At 36.8% G+C, this 15,578-nt stretch carries 11 protein-coding genes and 1 pseudogene; 7 read left to right on the top strand and 5 right to left on the bottom strand.

All coding sequences use genetic code 11. The annotated features are described in order from the left end of the window. The first annotated feature begins 86 nt into the window (after positions 1-86). Positions 87-2,144 carry a molecular chaperone HtpG gene (htpG, locus tag K333_RS0108490; protein ID WP_027452568.1) on the top strand — a complete coding sequence of 686 codons (2,058 nt, stop codon included), beginning with the start codon at positions 87-89 and terminating at the stop codon, positions 2,142-2,144. 102 nt (positions 2,145-2,246) lie between these two features. On the opposite strand, the gene K333_RS0108485 is transcribed toward htpG, so the two are convergent. Beyond that, positions 2,247-2,660 carry a DUF3127 domain-containing protein gene (locus K333_RS0108485; RefSeq protein WP_024990430.1) on the bottom strand — a complete coding sequence of 138 codons (414 nt, stop codon included), beginning with the start codon at positions 2,658-2,660 and terminating at the stop codon, positions 2,247-2,249. Between the two features lie 154 nt (positions 2,661-2,814). Between K333_RS0108485 and dnaN the strand changes: the two genes are divergently transcribed. The 6 genes from dnaN to K333_RS0108455 all read left to right on the top strand — a co-directional run bounded on the left by dnaN (position 2,815) and on the right by K333_RS0108455 (position 10,350). Continuing rightward, positions 2,815-3,939: a DNA polymerase III subunit beta gene (gene dnaN / locus K333_RS0108480; RefSeq protein WP_024990429.1), complete on the top strand. Its 1,125-nt coding sequence runs from the start codon at positions 2,815-2,817 to the stop codon at positions 3,937-3,939. A gap of 38 nt (positions 3,940-3,977) precedes the next feature. After that, positions 3,978-4,829 (top strand): 3'-5' exonuclease, encoded by an 852-nt coding sequence (locus K333_RS0108475; protein WP_024990428.1) that lies wholly within the window; start codon positions 3,978-3,980, stop codon positions 4,827-4,829. After that, the gene (gene coaBC, locus K333_RS0108470) at positions 4,829-6,049 is read left to right on the top strand and encodes a bifunctional phosphopantothenoylcysteine decarboxylase/phosphopantothenate--cysteine ligase CoaBC (protein WP_024990427.1); all 1,221 of its coding nucleotides are present in this window, start codon (positions 4,829-4,831) and stop codon (positions 6,047-6,049) included. The genes K333_RS0108475 and coaBC overlap by 1 nt, the downstream gene beginning before the upstream one ends. A gap of 71 nt (positions 6,050-6,120) precedes the next feature. After that, positions 6,121-7,029, top strand: a complete 909-nt coding sequence (porD, locus tag K333_RS0108465) for a type IX secretion system protein PorD (RefSeq protein ID WP_051230916.1) — start codon at positions 6,121-6,123, stop codon at positions 7,027-7,029. Then, the gene (gene recN, locus K333_RS0108460; RefSeq protein WP_024990426.1) at positions 7,022-8,680 is read left to right on the top strand and encodes a DNA repair protein RecN; all 1,659 of its coding nucleotides are present in this window, start codon (positions 7,022-7,024) and stop codon (positions 8,678-8,680) included. Before porD ends, recN begins: the two co-directional genes overlap by 8 nt. A 20-nt stretch (positions 8,681-8,700) precedes the next feature. Further along, complete coding sequence (locus K333_RS0108455; protein ID WP_024990425.1) at positions 8,701-10,350, top strand: tetratricopeptide repeat protein; 1,650 nt, start codon at positions 8,701-8,703, stop codon at positions 10,348-10,350. A 157-nt stretch (positions 10,351-10,507) separates the two neighbouring features. Here the strand turns inward: K333_RS0108455 and K333_RS12185 are convergent, their stop codons facing one another. The 4 genes and pseudogenes from K333_RS12185 to K333_RS13300 form a co-directional block, all read right to left on the bottom strand. Then, a complete protein-coding gene (locus tag K333_RS12185) occupies positions 10,508-11,698 on the bottom strand; it encodes a replication initiation protein (RefSeq protein WP_024990424.1) in 1,191 nt (396 codons plus the stop codon). Between the two features lie 1,746 nt (positions 11,699-13,444). Continuing rightward, positions 13,445-13,918 carry a hypothetical protein gene (locus K333_RS0108445; RefSeq protein WP_024990423.1) on the bottom strand — a complete coding sequence of 158 codons (474 nt, stop codon included), beginning with the start codon at positions 13,916-13,918 and terminating at the stop codon, positions 13,445-13,447. A 98-nt stretch (positions 13,919-14,016) separates the two neighbouring features. Further along, complete coding sequence (locus tag K333_RS0108440) at positions 14,017-14,697, bottom strand: ParA family protein (RefSeq protein ID WP_024990422.1); 681 nt, start codon at positions 14,695-14,697, stop codon at positions 14,017-14,019. 594 nt (positions 14,698-15,291) lie between these two features. Further along, positions 15,292-15,578, bottom strand: a pseudogene (locus K333_RS13300) (IS4 family transposase); the annotation flags it as partial.

The following is a 15,578-nucleotide window of genomic DNA, read 5'->3' as shown; positions in this document are numbered from 1 at the left end:
TAGGGTATACTTGATACATATCGTAAAGTTTGGCACGGCTTTTGTATAAGGATAAGTGTAAATTAAAAACTTAAAAGAAATTAGATATGTCACAAAAAGGTAAAATTGGGGTTACTACTGAGAACATTTTCCCTGTCATCAAAAAGTTCCTCTACTCTGATCATGAGATTTTCTTACGCGAGATGGTAAGTAATGCCGTGGATGCTTCACAGAAGTTGAAGACACTGGCTGTTCAAGGTGACTTTAAAGGTGAGATGGGTGAATTGAAGGTATGTGTGTCACTCGACGAGAAGGCTAAGACGCTGACCATCAGCGACCGCGGTATCGGTATGACCGAGGAGGAGATAGACAAGTATATCAACCAGATTGCGTTCTCTGGTGTAACCGATTTCCTTGAGAAATATAAAGATAATGCGAACGCAATCATCGGTCACTTCGGACTGGGTTTCTACTCTAGTTTCATGGTGAGCGACCGTGTCGACATCATCACCAAGAGTTATAAGGAGGGTGCCAAGGCTGTTAAATGGAGCTGCGACGGTAGTCCTGAATTTGAACTCGAAGAAGTGGAAAAGGCTGACAGAGGTACAGATATCGTTCTCCATATCTCTGACGATTGCAAGGAGTTCTTGGATAAATATAAGATCACGGAATTGCTCAACAAATATTGTAAGTTCATGGCTGTTCCTGTGGTATTCGGCAAGAAGACAGAATGGAAAGATGGTAAACAGGTGGACACCAAGGAGGATAACATTATTAATAATGTGGAACCGCTTTGGACAAAGACTCCTTCTTCGCTGAAGGATGAGGATTACAAGAATTTCTATCGTGCCCTCTACCCTATGCAGGATGAACCTTTGTTCTGGATTCATCTGAATGTGGATTATCCCTTCAACCTTACCGGTATTCTGTATTTCCCTCGTATCCAGAACAATATCGAACTGCAGCGTAACAAAATCCAGCTATATTGCAACCAGGTGTTCGTAACAGACCAAGTGGAAGGAATCGTACCAGACTTCCTAACTTTGCTTCATGGTGTCATTGACTCTCCAGATATTCCTCTGAACGTAAGTCGTAGTTATCTGCAGAGTGATGCTAACGTGAAGAAAATCTCTACTTATATCACGAAGAAAGTGGCTGACAGACTGGCTCAGACTTTCAAGGATGACCGTAAGGACTATGAGCAGAAGTGGGATAACTTAAAGCTCTTCATCAACTATGGTATGCTCTCACAGGAGGATTTCTACGACCGTGCTAAGGACTTTGCTCTCTTCAAGGATGTGGAAGGTAAGTATTTTACCATGGAAGAATATAAGACGCTGATCAAGGATGAACAGACCGATAAGGACGGTAAACTGGTATATCTCTATGCCACCGATAAGGATGAACAGTATACATATATCAAGGCTGCTCAGGATAAGGGATACAATGTGCTGATGATGGACGGACAACTTGACACACCTATCGTTAGTATGCTCGAACAGAAGTTGGAGAAGTGTAGTTTTGCCCGTGTAGACGCTGATATCGTGGACCGTCTGATTGTAAAGGATGATGCTAAGAAGGAAACTTTGGAGAAGGACAAGAGTGACAATCTGTCACAAGTTTTCCGTTCTCAATTGCCAAAACTCGACAAAAAGGAATTTTATGTAGAGGTAGAGGCTCTCGGCGAACAGAACCAGCCTGTCATCATCACTCAGAGCGAATATATGCGAAGAATGAAACAGATGAGCCAGTTCCAACCTGGTATGAGTTTCTATAGTCAGATGCCTGACAGTTATAATCTCGTATTGAACAGCAATCATCCTCTAATCAAAAAGGTCCTCGACGATGAGGAAGCTAAGAATGCTGACGCTCTAAAACCTATCATTTCTGAACTAAAGGGACAGGAAGCTCGTCTAGCAGCTCTACATCAGGCTCAGAACAAGAAGAAACCAGAAGAGATTACTCAGGAGGAGAAGGATGACGTAGCCAACACGCAAAAGGCTATCGACGAACAACGCAACAAGAAGAACGAAATCCTCAACGATTATGCTAAGGGTAACAAAATCGTTCATCAACTTATCGACTTGGCGTTGTTACAGAATGGTATGCTGAAGGGTAAGGCTCTCGATGATTTCTTGAAACGTTCTGTAGATTTGATTAAATAATCGCGGATGTAACTCGTATATAACAAGAAAGGGATGTGAATATTTTTCACACCCCTCTTTCTTATTATCAGAAAATTCTTTATATTCCTTGATCGTTATCCGTTAGAAAGGAAGATCATCTGAAGCCCCCTCTGCATTTCCTTCTGGCGCAGGAGGGAATGGCGCAGCGGCACCGCCTACAGGAGCAGGAGCTACGTTGGCACCCATTGGCTGAGCTCCAGGAGCGGCCATAGCGGCAGCAGGGTCTACACGATTAACGGCCCAAGCGCGGATATCGTTGAACCAGCGGCCATTATATTCGTGACAATCGATGTCGAAAGATACAGAAAGTTCTTCGCCACTCTGAATATTGAAATTATTGATCTTCTCTTCTCCGAAAACACGGAAACAGCATTTACGAGGATACTGGTCATGGGTCTCGATAACATAATCCTGACTAGCCCACTTGTTACCCGTACGCTGAGAAACGCCACTCTGAAGTGGTAAAACGGCTATGATTTTTCCTTGAATTTCCATTATTATAATTTTAAAGTTTTTCTATTAGTTTGCGAAATTAATAAAATAGTTGTAAAAACAAAAATTTTATTGAGAGTTTTTTTGCCATATAACCAATTTTTCGTATTTTTGTAGTTGATTTAATAGAAAATAATAATATATAAAGTATATACGCATGAGATTTACATTATCAAGTACTGCTTTGAGCAATAGGCTCAACACTCTATCGCGAGTAATCAACAGCAAGAATAGTATGCCTATCCTCGACTGTTTCTTGTTTCAAGTTAAAGGTAATGAACTTATCGTTACAGCCAGTGACAGCGAAAACATCATGCAGAGCACTATTGCGCTCGACGAGGTGAATGGTGAGGGTGAATTCGCAATACCTAACCGTACTATTCTTGATGCCGTGAAAGAATTACCGGAACAGCCTCTCAACTTTGAGGTGGACCTTGAGAGTTTGGCTATCAAGATCGTTTATCAAAACGGTTTATATAACTTTACCGTTCAAAATGCTGACGAATATCCTCATAGTCAGTCTATCGAAGATGGCGCCTCGGTAATATCTTTGAGTTCTGCGGTACTTGTTGACAATATTACTAGATCTCTTTTTGCTACAGCAAACGATGAATTGCGCCCGGTAATGAATGGTATCTATTTCGACCTTACTCCTGACGCTCTTGCAATCGTGGCAAGTGATGGTCATAAGCTGGTACGCAACAAGAACTTTACAGTGAAGAGCGACACTCCAGCTGCTTTCATATTACCTAAGAAGCCTGCTACCCTCCTGAAGAATGTGCTGGGCAAGGATGATGATGACGTGACCATCAAATTCAACGATCGTTCTGCAGAAATTTCTTTCACTGATGGTGTGCTCACATGTCGCTTGATCGAAGGGCGCTATCCTAACTATAATTCTGTTATCCCACAGGATAATCCTAACAAGGTTACTATTGATCGTCGTAGTTTGTTGGGCGCACTCCGCCATGTTTTGCCTTTCGCCAGCGAGAGTAGTCAATTAATCAGATTCCGTCTAGAAAAGGGTAAACTTGAGCTAACTTCTGAGGATGTCGACTTCGCTACTTCCGCTAAAGAACAGTTGAGTTGCGAATATACAGGTAATGCTATGAGCATCGGATTCAAGGGAAGTAGTTTGCAGGAAATATTAAGCAACTTGAATAGCGATGAAGTAGAACTTCAACTTGCTGACCCTAGTCGTGCGGGTATCATCATCCCTTGTACTCAACCTGAGAACGAGGATGTGCTGATGCTGATCATGCCTATGCTTTTAAACGACTAATATAAATAACAGGGAATATAAAAATAATAAAAGATAAAGTGGAACTTCATTTAACAAAACCATTGGTCATCTTCGATCTCGAGACTACGGGTCTCGATCTCGTGAATGATAAAATTATTCAGATATCATATATTAAGGCTATGCCTGATGGCACAGAGAAACGCGGCAACTTGTTGGTTAATCCTGAAAAGGAGATTCCACAGGTGGTTGTAGAACTCACGGGAATAGACAATGAGAAAGTGAAAGATGAACCTACTTTCAAACAACTCGCGCCTAAATTGGCTGAAGAGTTCAAAGGCTGCGACTTTGCTGGTTTCAACTCTAACCGTTTCGATATTCCTATGCTCTGTGAAGAATTCCTTCGCGCTCAAGTAGATTTCGACTTCTCTAAATGTCGCTTGATTGATGCGCAGACAATCTTCCATAAGATGGAACGTCGTAATCTGGCTGCGGCATATAAATTCTATACTGGTCATAAGATGGAGGATGATTTCGAGGCTCATCGTGCTGACCAAGATGCTGAAGCTACTTATGCTGTGCTGAAGGGTGAGCTAGATAAGTATGCTCCTGGAGTACAAGAGGAAGAAGATCGTGTATTGAATAATGATATGGATGAATTGGCTGAATTCTGCAAACAAAACAATAATGTTGATTTTGCGGGAAGAATCGTATACGAGGATATGAAGGATGGCCAAGGTGAGGTGTTGCTCGACAAAGATGGAAAACCACGCCAACATGAGGTATTCAACTTCGGAAAATACAAGGGATGGGATGTTAGTGAGGTGCTACGACGTGACCCGGGCTATTTTACTTGGGTTCTATCTAGCGACTTTACGTTTAATACGAAACAGGTTCTCACTAGAATTAGACTGAGAGAATTTAATAGATAATGCTACAAGGAAAAAAAATAGTATTAGGTATCACGGGTAGTATCGCGGCTTACAAAGCTTGCCTTATTATCCGTGGTCTTATTAAGAAAGGTGCAGAAGTTCAGGTGGTAATAACTCCTGCTGGTAAGGAGTTTATTACGCCTATCACGCTTTCTGCTCTTACTCATAAACCTGTGGTGAGCGAATTCTTCTCACAGCGAGATGGTACATGGAATAGTCATGTCGACTTGGGTCTTTGGGCGGATGCTATGTTGATTGCTCCTTGTACAGCAAGTAGTTTGGGAAAGATGGCGAACGGGATTGCTGACAACATGCTTATCACAACTTATTTGAGCATGAAAGCTCCTGTGTTTATAGCTCCTGCTATGGATCTTGATATGTACAAGCACCCTTCTACCCTACAGAACATTAAAACTTTACAGAAATTTGGAAATCATATCATAGAGGCTGAAAGTGGCTTCTTGGCAAGTGGACTAGAGGGAAAAGGTCGCATGGAAGAACCTGATGTTATCGTCGACATCCTCGACCGCTTTTTCGAAGGTCAGAAAGAAAATGCTAATGGACAGCAACTTCCTCAGGATTTGAAAGGTAAGAAGGTGATGCTGACGGCTGGCCCTACTTATGAGAAAATCGACCCTGTAAGATTTATAGGCAACTATTCTTCTGGCAAAATGGGATTTGCCTTGGCTGAAGAGTGTTTCCGTCGGGGAGCTGAGGTTACCTTGATCAGTGGTCCTGTAAATCGTACATGTTCTGAAGGGATAAGGCGTATCGATGTTGAGAGTTGTGAGGAGATGTATCTTGCTGCCGTCAACGCTTTCTCTGATTCTGATGTGGCTATTTTGTGTGCTGCCGTGGCTGACTTCAAACCTGAAACTATTGCTAAGGAGAAAATAAAACGTGAAAAGGATGATCTCGTCATTCGTCTGCAACCAACACATGACATCGCAGCTGCTCTAGGAGGAATGAAGAAGGTAAACCAGCGAATTATTGCTTTTGCTCTGGAAACGAATAATGAGGAGGCTAATGCTGAAAAAAAGTTGAAAAAAAAGAACGCTGATTTCATCGTTTTGAATTCAACAAGAAATAAGGGTACTACTTTCGGAAGTGACGAGAACAAGATTTGTATCATCTCGGCTCAAGGAAAGAAAAACTTCGATAAGAAACCCAAAACAGAAGTTGCTCGGGATATCGTCAACGAGCTCGTAAATATTTTATAATCTCGTTGGCATGAATCTCGTGGCATACATATAGTTCTTGATAGCTATACTATATATAAGGTGTAAGAAAAATGAAAAAATGGTTTGTAATTTGCATATTGTCTGCATTTTATATTCATACCTGGGCACAAGAGCTGAATGCCAAGGTTACAATAAACCATACGCAAATCCAAAGCACGGATAATGCGATCTTTGATAATCTACAGTCTACCCTTGAACAGTTTATCAATGATAGACAATGGACTAATCTGAAATTTCAGAAGCAAGAACGGATAATTTGTAATTTCAACATTACCGTAACAAAATATGACCGGTCAAATAATTCTTTTACTTGCAAAGCTTTGATACAGGCTATCCGACCTGTATATAATTCGGCTTACACGAGTACCTTATATAATAATACTGATAATAATTTCAACTTTGAATTCCAACAGTTCGACCAATTGAATTTCAATGAGGAGAAAATCGATAACCAACTTACAGCTCTGGTGGCTTATTATGCATATCTTATCATCGGACTGGATTTGGATTCTTTCGCACCAATGGGTGGATCTGCCCTACTGGAGAGATGCTTGAACATCACGTATAATGCCCAAAGCATGAACTTTCCGGGATGGAAGGCTTTTGACAATAGCCGTAATCGTTTTGCTTTCATCAATGATTACATGGATGGGGGAATGCAGCCTTTCCGGCAATTACAATATGATTATTATCGTAAGGGATTGGATGTAATGGCTGATAATGCAGAACGTGGCCGAAGTGAGATAACTAAAGCTATATCTACCCTACTTAAAAAAGTACATCAAGATAAGCCATTAAGTCTCTTGCCACAAATATGGCTGGACTATAAACGAGATGAACTGGCCGCTATATATAAAGGAAAAGGGACTCAGAAGGAGAAAGAGGATATTTACGATATTCTGTTCTCTATCAACCCAAATCAAAATAATGCGTGGGAACAAATAAAAGGTAATGATTAAACGACTCATAATAGAAAACTTTACCCTGATTGAAAAACTCGACATTGAATTTCATTCAGGTTTCTCTGTCATCACAGGTGAAACGGGTGCTGGAAAAAGCATCATCCTAGGGGCCATAGGGTTGCTCTTAGGTAATCGTGCTGATATTAAAGCTATAAAACAAGGAAAGTCGAAATGTGTTATTGAGGCGCACTTCGATTTAACGAGATATGGCATGGAGAATTTTTTTGAAGATAACGATATCGATTTGGATCTTGTCGATACGATAGTACGAAGAGAACTTACTTCTGCCGGAAAAAGCAGGGCGTTCATCAACGATACACCTGTACCATTGAGCGTAATGAGACAATTAGGCGAAACGCTCGTCGATATCCACTCGCAGCATCAGAATCTGTTACTCAGAAAGGAGGACTTTCAATTGAATGTCGTAGATATCATTGCCTCTGACCAGAAGATCGTAGATGAGTATAATAAGCTCTTCTTGGCTTACAAAAAACAAAAAATCGCTAGCGAGGAGTTATACGAAAAGATAAAGAAAGATCGTGAGAATCAGGAGTTTATTAGATTTCAATATAATGAACTGGATTCCGTAAACTTAGTAGCTGGCGAACAGGAGGAACTGGAAAAGGAAACAGAAACGCTAAATCATGCTGAGGATATCAAGTCGGCTCTCTATAGAACTGATAACTTACTGAATGGTGAGGATACAGGGGTCGTCGCATCTCTAAGACAGGTTGTGCAGAGTTTGCGAAGTATCGAAAATGTGTTTCCAAAAGTTCAGGACTTTGCTCAACGTATCGACTCTAACTATATTGATATCAAAGATATTGCTGATGAGATTTCTGGTGATACCGAAAACTTTGAATTTGATCCTATCAAGCAACAGATAAATAATGAACGCCTCGATATTATTTATTCGCTTGAACAGAAATATCATGTGGAAACAGTAGAAGAACTCATCGAAATCCGTGATAATCTGAAAGTTGAACTCGACCATATCGAAAATAGTGATGATGCTATCTCGGAAATGGACGAGAAAATACGAAAACTCGAAACGGAAGCAAGGGAAAAGGCTAAGCAACTTACGGAAATAAGAAAAAAAGCGGCCTTGAAAATCGAGAAGGAGATGAAGAAACGTCTCATTCCATTGGGCATTCCACACGTAAGATTCGAGGTTGAAATCACGGAGAAACCATTGTCAAGCGATGGCATTGACAAAATTAACTTTCTCTTCTCTGCCAACACTAGTACACCAATGCAACCTGTAAGTCAGGTAGCTAGCGGTGGAGAAATAGCTCGAGTAATGTTGTCGCTAAAGGCTATGATAAGTGGAACGGTAAAATTGCCTACTATTATCTTCGACGAGATAGACACGGGTGTAAGTGGTAAAATTGCTGAAATGATGGCACAAATCATGCAGGAAATGGGTAACAATGATCGACAGGTTATCAGTATTACTCATCTTCCACAGATTGCTGCCCTCGGAGCTACACACTATAAGGTTTCAAAAGAAGAAACTTCTGAGGGTACCATCAGCCACATGAAAATGCTTACAAATGAAGAAAGAATAAAGGAAATTGCACAGATGCTGTCGGGAAGCAATATCACAGAGGCTGCCATCAGTAATGCAAAAGCTTTATTGAAAGTTTAAACATGAAAAATATTATTAATATGCGAAAAATCAAATCGTTGATCATTTTGCTGTTCCTGGGAACTTCAGGGGCGATGGCACAGTCTGCTGCCGTACAAAAAGCTACCAAATCGGTATTTACTCTTACTACCTTCAATAAAGAAGGGCATATTAAAGGGACTTGTCAGGGTATCTTTATAACAGAGGATGGTACGGCTATTAGTGCTTTCCAACCATTCATTGGAGCTGATAGTGCCGTAATCGTTGATGCCACAGGTCGCTCACACAAAGTGGATTATATCATGGGGGTTGACGAGAACTATGATGTGGTTAAGTTCAAAATAAAAATGAACGGGATCAAGCCTTCTCCCCTATCTTCTAAGGAATCTGCCGAAGGAACACAGGCTTGGATTGTCCCTTATTCTGTAATAAATCCTAATTATCAGAAACTTACCGTTAGTAAGGTTGAGAAATTCAACACTAAATATAATTATTATATATTTGATTTCGATGCTCCTGATAATCTCTACGCAAGTCCTATCGTCAACGTAAATGGCCAGGTGCTCGGACTTGTTAAAAGTCTTGGTAATAATAGTATATCTGCTACCGATGCTAATTATATTGAATCTCTTCAACTTGATGCTCTAAGCATACAGAAACTTCAGCAAACAGGTATCAGAATCGGATTGCCTGACAAAGAAAATGAGGCTATCACTACAATGCTCTTGGCTCGCGGAAGAAGAAGTTTACAAGATAATTTCGACTATGCTAACGAATTTATCAATAAATTCCCAAAATCCGCAGAGGGTTACAAGAGCCTTGCCGAACTATATTGTGGACAATATAAATTTGCAGAAGCAGATCAGGCGCTACGTAATGGTATCTCACGGGCTTCTGCAAAGGATGAAGCTCATAGTAACTATGCTGCGCAGATGTATCAGAAACTAGTATATAGTAATGATTCTACTTACTCGAATTGGACTTTCGACAAAGCTTTGAATGAGGCTAACGAGGCTTTTAAAATTAAACCAGAAGCTGCATACAAGCATCAACAGGCGCAAATCATTTACTCTAAAGGGGATTATCGTAAGGCTTTGGGCATCTTTCGGGATCTTACAAAATCTAAAATAAACAATGGGGAGATCTGGTATGAAATGGCTCAATGTAAGATGAATTTGAAAGCTCCCAATAATGAGGTAATAGAATTGCTCGATAGTGCGGTAAACGTAGGCTCACGATTAGGTAATGCTAGTCCATATTACTATGCTCGAGGTATATGGTATGATGCTCACAATGAATATCGTAAGGCTATTCGTGATTATAATACATATGATTCGCTTACAGCAACTATTAATCCTATCTTCTTTTATACCCGATATAAGGCTGAAGCTAATACTAAGATGTGGCAGCAGGCTTTGATAGATATCGCTCACGCAAGTGTATTAGATCCTAAAGAACCTACATATCTGGCAGAATGGGCAAGTCTGGATTTACGCGTTAAACGAAACGAAGAAGCTGAAAAAGTCGCAGAGCGTTGCACAAAGGTCGCTCCTACTTATCCTGATGGATGGCTTTTATTAGGTTTATCACAGATTGAACTGAAAAAGAAAACTTCTGGATTAGAAAACTTGGAGAAGGCTAAAGCTTTGGGCGATGATCGTGCACAGAAATATATCGAAAAGTATAAATGATGCGAACTAGATAAGTTATGAAAGGAAAATTATGATGATGGTAAGTATATAAAACGCATCATACATCGCTTTCATAATTCAACAATATATTCAAATAATTTTAAAGCCCCGTGACATTTAAGATTACGGGGCTTTATATTTATAAATAAATATATTTTTATCCTACTATATTTTTCTTGTCCTCAGTTTGGAAGAAATTCACAAAACTGCGGAATACATAACTAGGAACGTCCTTTATGCCATTCTCTGGGTTCTTCACATATCTCTCCAAACCCATTAACTTTGTCATCGTCAACTGATAGTTATCCCTATTCAGATACTTTTTAAGTTCATCTGCACGATTCTGTGGCATTCCAAAATGCTTCACTAATAAATCGGCAAAATAATCTTGCTGCCCACCCTTCTCATACTTGGCTTCTGAATCTATCAGCTTCGGACTCTTGTATATAATAAACCTAATAGAATCTGGTTCCCCTGTATGTTTCATACCTGGATAGATTTTCTCAAATTCAAAATAACATGAACAATAGCCTAATTGAGCCAATTCCTTCAACTCATCATGTGCAGGTTGTAAAACACGCTGTACCACATGACGAAAGGCTTTATACTTCTTATCAATATTCAAAATTTGGCGGAAGTATTCTGTATTAAATGTTACACTTCCTTTATCCATCCAAGCTGAAATCAATAGAAATATACGTTGCGTATATTTGTTTCTCGTATTATATATTGTATCTTTTCCTAATAGATGATAACCAAGTTCTACATTAACAAATGCCTTGGCTATGTCTTCATCCATATGAATATTAACATATGGATTATAACTATCTTCTGGTATATATACGTCACATAGATTTGTCACACGCTTATACTTCTTTCCGCCATCACTTTTGTAAGGAATTTGTACCGGTATTGTAGCCAAAGCGGTAAGTGCATTTCTCAACTCTGGATAATGATTCTTATTCACAGCAAAATCCTTAAAATATAAGTTCAACGACAGACCATGATCATTATTAATGTCACCCGCCTGAAGATTCGCCAGTTTGGTAATATCCGTCACCTTATTAGATATAAGGTCGTGCAACACATCTTGCAACTTCTCTAACATATATGTGACCACTTTATTTTGCATAGCAGAATAATCCTGACTCATATATGTAAACGCAAGAGGTGTGATCATAAAGGTCTGTTCATCCACAGGCAAAGCATTCGCAATCAACTCCTTTTGCTTCTTCGTTAATTTCTTCGGAGTTTTTGCTTTTGCTGGCCGTTTCCGAGCTGTAGCCTTCTTTGCTGGCTGTGCTGCAAATTCCTCTCCTAAAATAGGTTCCTGTTCTTTCATCATCATTTTCCAAATTTGTGTTCAAAGTTAACATATTTATATTAATATTCCAAATATAAAGACCATTTTATTCAATAAAAAAAATGTACCTAAAATGTTCCCTATTTGATACACATGATTTTATAACTAATTAATATATAAGCAGTTGCAAAATAGACAAGAAATGATACTTTAAAAGTTTCACGATTTTGTTACAGTAAATACTGAATAAATCGTTAAAATGTTCCCATATTGATACGAAACAAAGTTCCCTATTTGATACACTAAAAAGCGTATCATATTGATAACCAGTATTTTAACAGAAATATTTGCAGTAATAACTAGCACGATTTTGTTACGAATTATATGAAAATAGCCCTAAAATCATTGTTTTACAATAGATAAAATCAATATAAAAGGGGAAAATACGCTATCATAGACTACTGCACCTAAAACATAATCAATCCAAAAAGAGCAATGGAGCTATAAAAAGAATGTTCCCATATTGATACGAAATAAAGTTCCCTATTTGATACGTATAATTGTTCCCTTTCTGATACGGAAATGTTCCCATATTGATACATAGGTCTCAAATATATAGAGTTTAGTGCCATTTCCAAATAGCATAGTTTATCCAAGTAGCACGATTTTGTTACGCATTAAGCCGTGAAATCGTAACAAAATCGTGCCATTGAGTAGCATGCTTTTGTTACGATACCCCTAAATCAAACGTATAATCACAACCTTGCTCATCTCTATAGCTGATGAGTAATAACTCTATAAATTATATGTTCCTAAATTGATACACTTTGATATTTCTAAATATTATTTACATACACCTTAAGTTTTTAATAGCCAGTATTTTATCTATAAAACATAAAGTGATTATCTTAGTATATAAAACTAGCACGATTTTGTTACGATAACAAAAGTTGTTGTTTACTCCTCCACTCCCCTATTCCGTTCCAACTTTAAAATATCTATCATATGATAAAAGCAAACACAAATATTATGCCTAATTTCACAAAGACTTAAGGAATTATCTCCAGCATAAAGGCTAATATAGGCAAAAAAATTTAGCTTAATACTTGATATACAAAATAGTACATAGATTCAGTAAAGAAAAGGGTTGATTATATATTAGTAAATATTTTCCCTATGTTCCTATTTTGTTACGAATTGCATAATTTGTAACAAAAACAATGTTCCCTATTTGTTACAAATTAATTCTAACATTCTGATATACAAAAATATACATTATATTTCAGAATACTAATTGTTCTATGAACAAAAACATAACCTATGAAAGAATCATAGTAAAAATGTTGCCTTTTTGTAAAAACTATTGAATTTATGTATCAATTTAGGAACATTAAATTCTTTTTAGTTCCCTATCTGATACGATTATATTATAAACGTTCCCTATTTGTTACAGTTATACTCCCAAATTGATACGATTAGGTTCCCTATTTGATACTATGTATTCCCAAATTGATACGGAAATGTTCCCTATCTGATACTATTATATTCCGTAATTATCAGATTTTCAGTAAGTTACAAAAACCTATAAATCTTATAAATCCATAATAATAAAGAGTAATAAGGAAATTATAACATTCTAGATTTATTTTTTGTCTATTTATTTTTTCTGATATTTATAATTTTCTTATTTTATCTTTTGAATGATTAAAATAAAGGTCCCCGTATCAATTTAGGAACCTTTATTATTTTGTTGAATTTTTTATTTGTTTATCGGAATATATTTACACGATGTTATGCATTATCAAGTAATTTTTTTATTTGTTTTTTATGCTCTATTAAAAAAGTATGTAGCATCGCATTTACCATAGTTTTTAGTTTCATTGTGCTACGGCTTGCTGTTTTTATTTTATCTAATTCGTATCTTATGTCCTCATTTATCCATATTTCTTTTCCTTTGCTAGTGTCTTTTTTATATACAGCTAGATAATCATGAAATAAATTCCAACTTTCTTCACTTCCTTCAAAAAGCAATGAATTCTCAGGAATATCTTTTAGCGGATCTTTAATTTCTTCTTTTTTTTCGATTTCAGCCGTTTTTCTTGTTTCTGCGACTAATTTATCATTTTCTTCTTGTTCTGGCTTTCTAGGTGCCTTATTTTCGGTCAAAATTTCGGTCGTTTGATCAAAATTGACACTACTCTCTTCTTGTGCAGCTCTTACGAGTCCTGCCAATCCATCTGGTATTTGCATTTTTTTCTTAGCCATGGCCTTAAGTTTTATAAAACTATGTATTTATTTTTTTTTACTTTTATATTAATAAAACTATATTCTTATAAATTTATTCTATATAAGAATATATAAATTTATTTTTTCATTTCTTGTAAGACATCCCAAAAAGCATCTTTTACGATTTTATTTTGTGCTTCATTGTTTTGTACTGTGTTATATCTTTGTATTGCAATGCCGTCTCTAACGATTGATGTTACATGACCGAATGCATTAAATAAATTGTCTGTTGCAGTCCAGAAGTCCCATTCTTCTCTTGTCCCGCTACCTTTTTTTATTCTATTTGGAATGAAGATCATTTTCGCATGCATTTTTGTGAATGTTTCGCGGAGTTTCTGGAGGGTTTGTAAAAAAATACCTGTACTTGAAATTGTACTTGTTTCATATTGATATGGAGTTATTATATAATCGGCGGCCTCTAAAATAGGTATCATGCCGTCTTCAGATAGGTTACCTGGTGTATCGAAAAGAACATATCCACTTACTTCTTCTGCTGCTTCTACAAGTTTACCTACAGCTTCTGGACCTTTGGATACATCGTAAGCTTGTACATAGTAGCTGAACGCATCTTTACCATATTGCCTAATATCATTATTTCTTATTCCTTGAATTGATTTCTGGATATCAGCATCAATTACGGTTACTTGTTTTCCTCTGTTTGCTAAATAGTTTGCGAATAATACACAGAGGGCAGTTTTACCCACTCCGCCTTTTTGATTTGCAAACACAATGATTTTATTGTCTTCTTTCTTTGCCATAATTATATTTTATTATTAATGTATTTATCTTCTTATAAATAAATTGATTAATATCTAGATTTATAATTTTATTTTTGTTCTTTTATAATTCTTTGCAAAGATAATAATTTAATTCTAAAAATATCTGTTTTTATATCTTTTTATAATTACTATTATTGATATTTCTATTTATGTATTAGTAAATAAAAAGAATATTAGTATTATATATTAATATATAAATGTTATTATGTGTTTGCGTTCTGTGGAAATTTATTTATGTTTTAATTTAATTATTTATTTCTGTGTTTTCGATTCGCTATGTTGTTTGCCTTTTGTTTATAATCTAAGATTATTAATACGTTAATATATAATTTTACAAATCAGTTTATTTATTAATAAAATGTGTGCTGTGTATAAATTTATAAATCAATTAGTATTATGCTTTATTTATGTGTTAATAATATCTTTGATTTATGTACTAATGTATAATGTGTTTATTTATAAATAAAATTATATATTTCTTATATAATGTATTTGTGTATTTATATTTTAATGTATTATATACGTTATGTATTAATTTAAATAACTAAAGTTTCGCAAGTGAATATGTATTCATTAAGCGACATTTAAATTGTACATTTTATACAATTTATGGAACTTTGGATTATCTTCAATAAGTGCGCTAAGCAACTCGCTGGCATCAGCAGATACCAATGCTGCTATTTCCAGAATGGTATCCAGTATGAGTTCCCATATCTTGTCCGTTACAGACAGCTCTAGAGATTCATCCATAGCATCTACAAAGAGCATACCGATGGTTTCATACGATTCAAATCGCTTCACTGTACAAAGTATGTTGTACTGCATCAAAGTTAGTGTAAAACTAGCAATCTGTGCAGAGA

Source organism: Segatella albensis DSM 11370 = JCM 12258 (assembly GCF_000426565.1).
In the GTDB taxonomy this organism is placed as follows: Bacteria; Bacteroidota; Bacteroidia; order Bacteroidales; family Bacteroidaceae; genus Prevotella; species Prevotella albensis.
Note: the sequence above shows the minus strand (reverse complement) of the source record. Positions and strands in the feature narration are given on the sequence as shown.

What these genes read in the sequence shown, in the direction of transcription:
- htpG (WP_027452568.1), top strand. Translation starts at nt 87, where the DNA reads ATGTCACAAAAAGGTAAAATTGGGGTTACTACTGAGAACATTTTCCCT.
- K333_RS0108485 (WP_024990430.1), bottom strand. Translation starts at nt 2,660, where the DNA reads ATGGAAATTCAAGGAAAAATCATAGCCGTTTTACCACTTCAGAGTGGC.
- dnaN (WP_024990429.1), top strand. Translation starts at nt 2,815, where the DNA reads ATGAGATTTACATTATCAAGTACTGCTTTGAGCAATAGGCTCAACACT.
- coaBC (WP_024990427.1), top strand. Translation starts at nt 4,829, where the DNA reads ATGCTACAAGGAAAAAAAATAGTATTAGGTATCACGGGTAGTATCGCG.
- porD (WP_051230916.1), top strand. Translation starts at nt 6,121, where the DNA reads ATGAAAAAATGGTTTGTAATTTGCATATTGTCTGCATTTTATATTCAT.
- recN (WP_024990426.1), top strand. Translation starts at nt 7,022, where the DNA reads ATGATTAAACGACTCATAATAGAAAACTTTACCCTGATTGAAAAACTC.
- K333_RS0108455 (WP_024990425.1), top strand. Translation starts at nt 8,701, where the DNA reads ATGCGAAAAATCAAATCGTTGATCATTTTGCTGTTCCTGGGAACTTCA.
- K333_RS12185 (WP_024990424.1), bottom strand. Translation starts at nt 11,698, where the DNA reads ATGATGATGAAAGAACAGGAACCTATTTTAGGAGAGGAATTTGCAGCA.
- K333_RS0108445 (WP_024990423.1), bottom strand. Translation starts at nt 13,918, where the DNA reads ATGGCTAAGAAAAAAATGCAAATACCAGATGGATTGGCAGGACTCGTA.
- K333_RS0108440 (WP_024990422.1), bottom strand. Translation starts at nt 14,697, where the DNA reads ATGGCAAAGAAAGAAGACAATAAAATCATTGTGTTTGCAAATCAAAAA.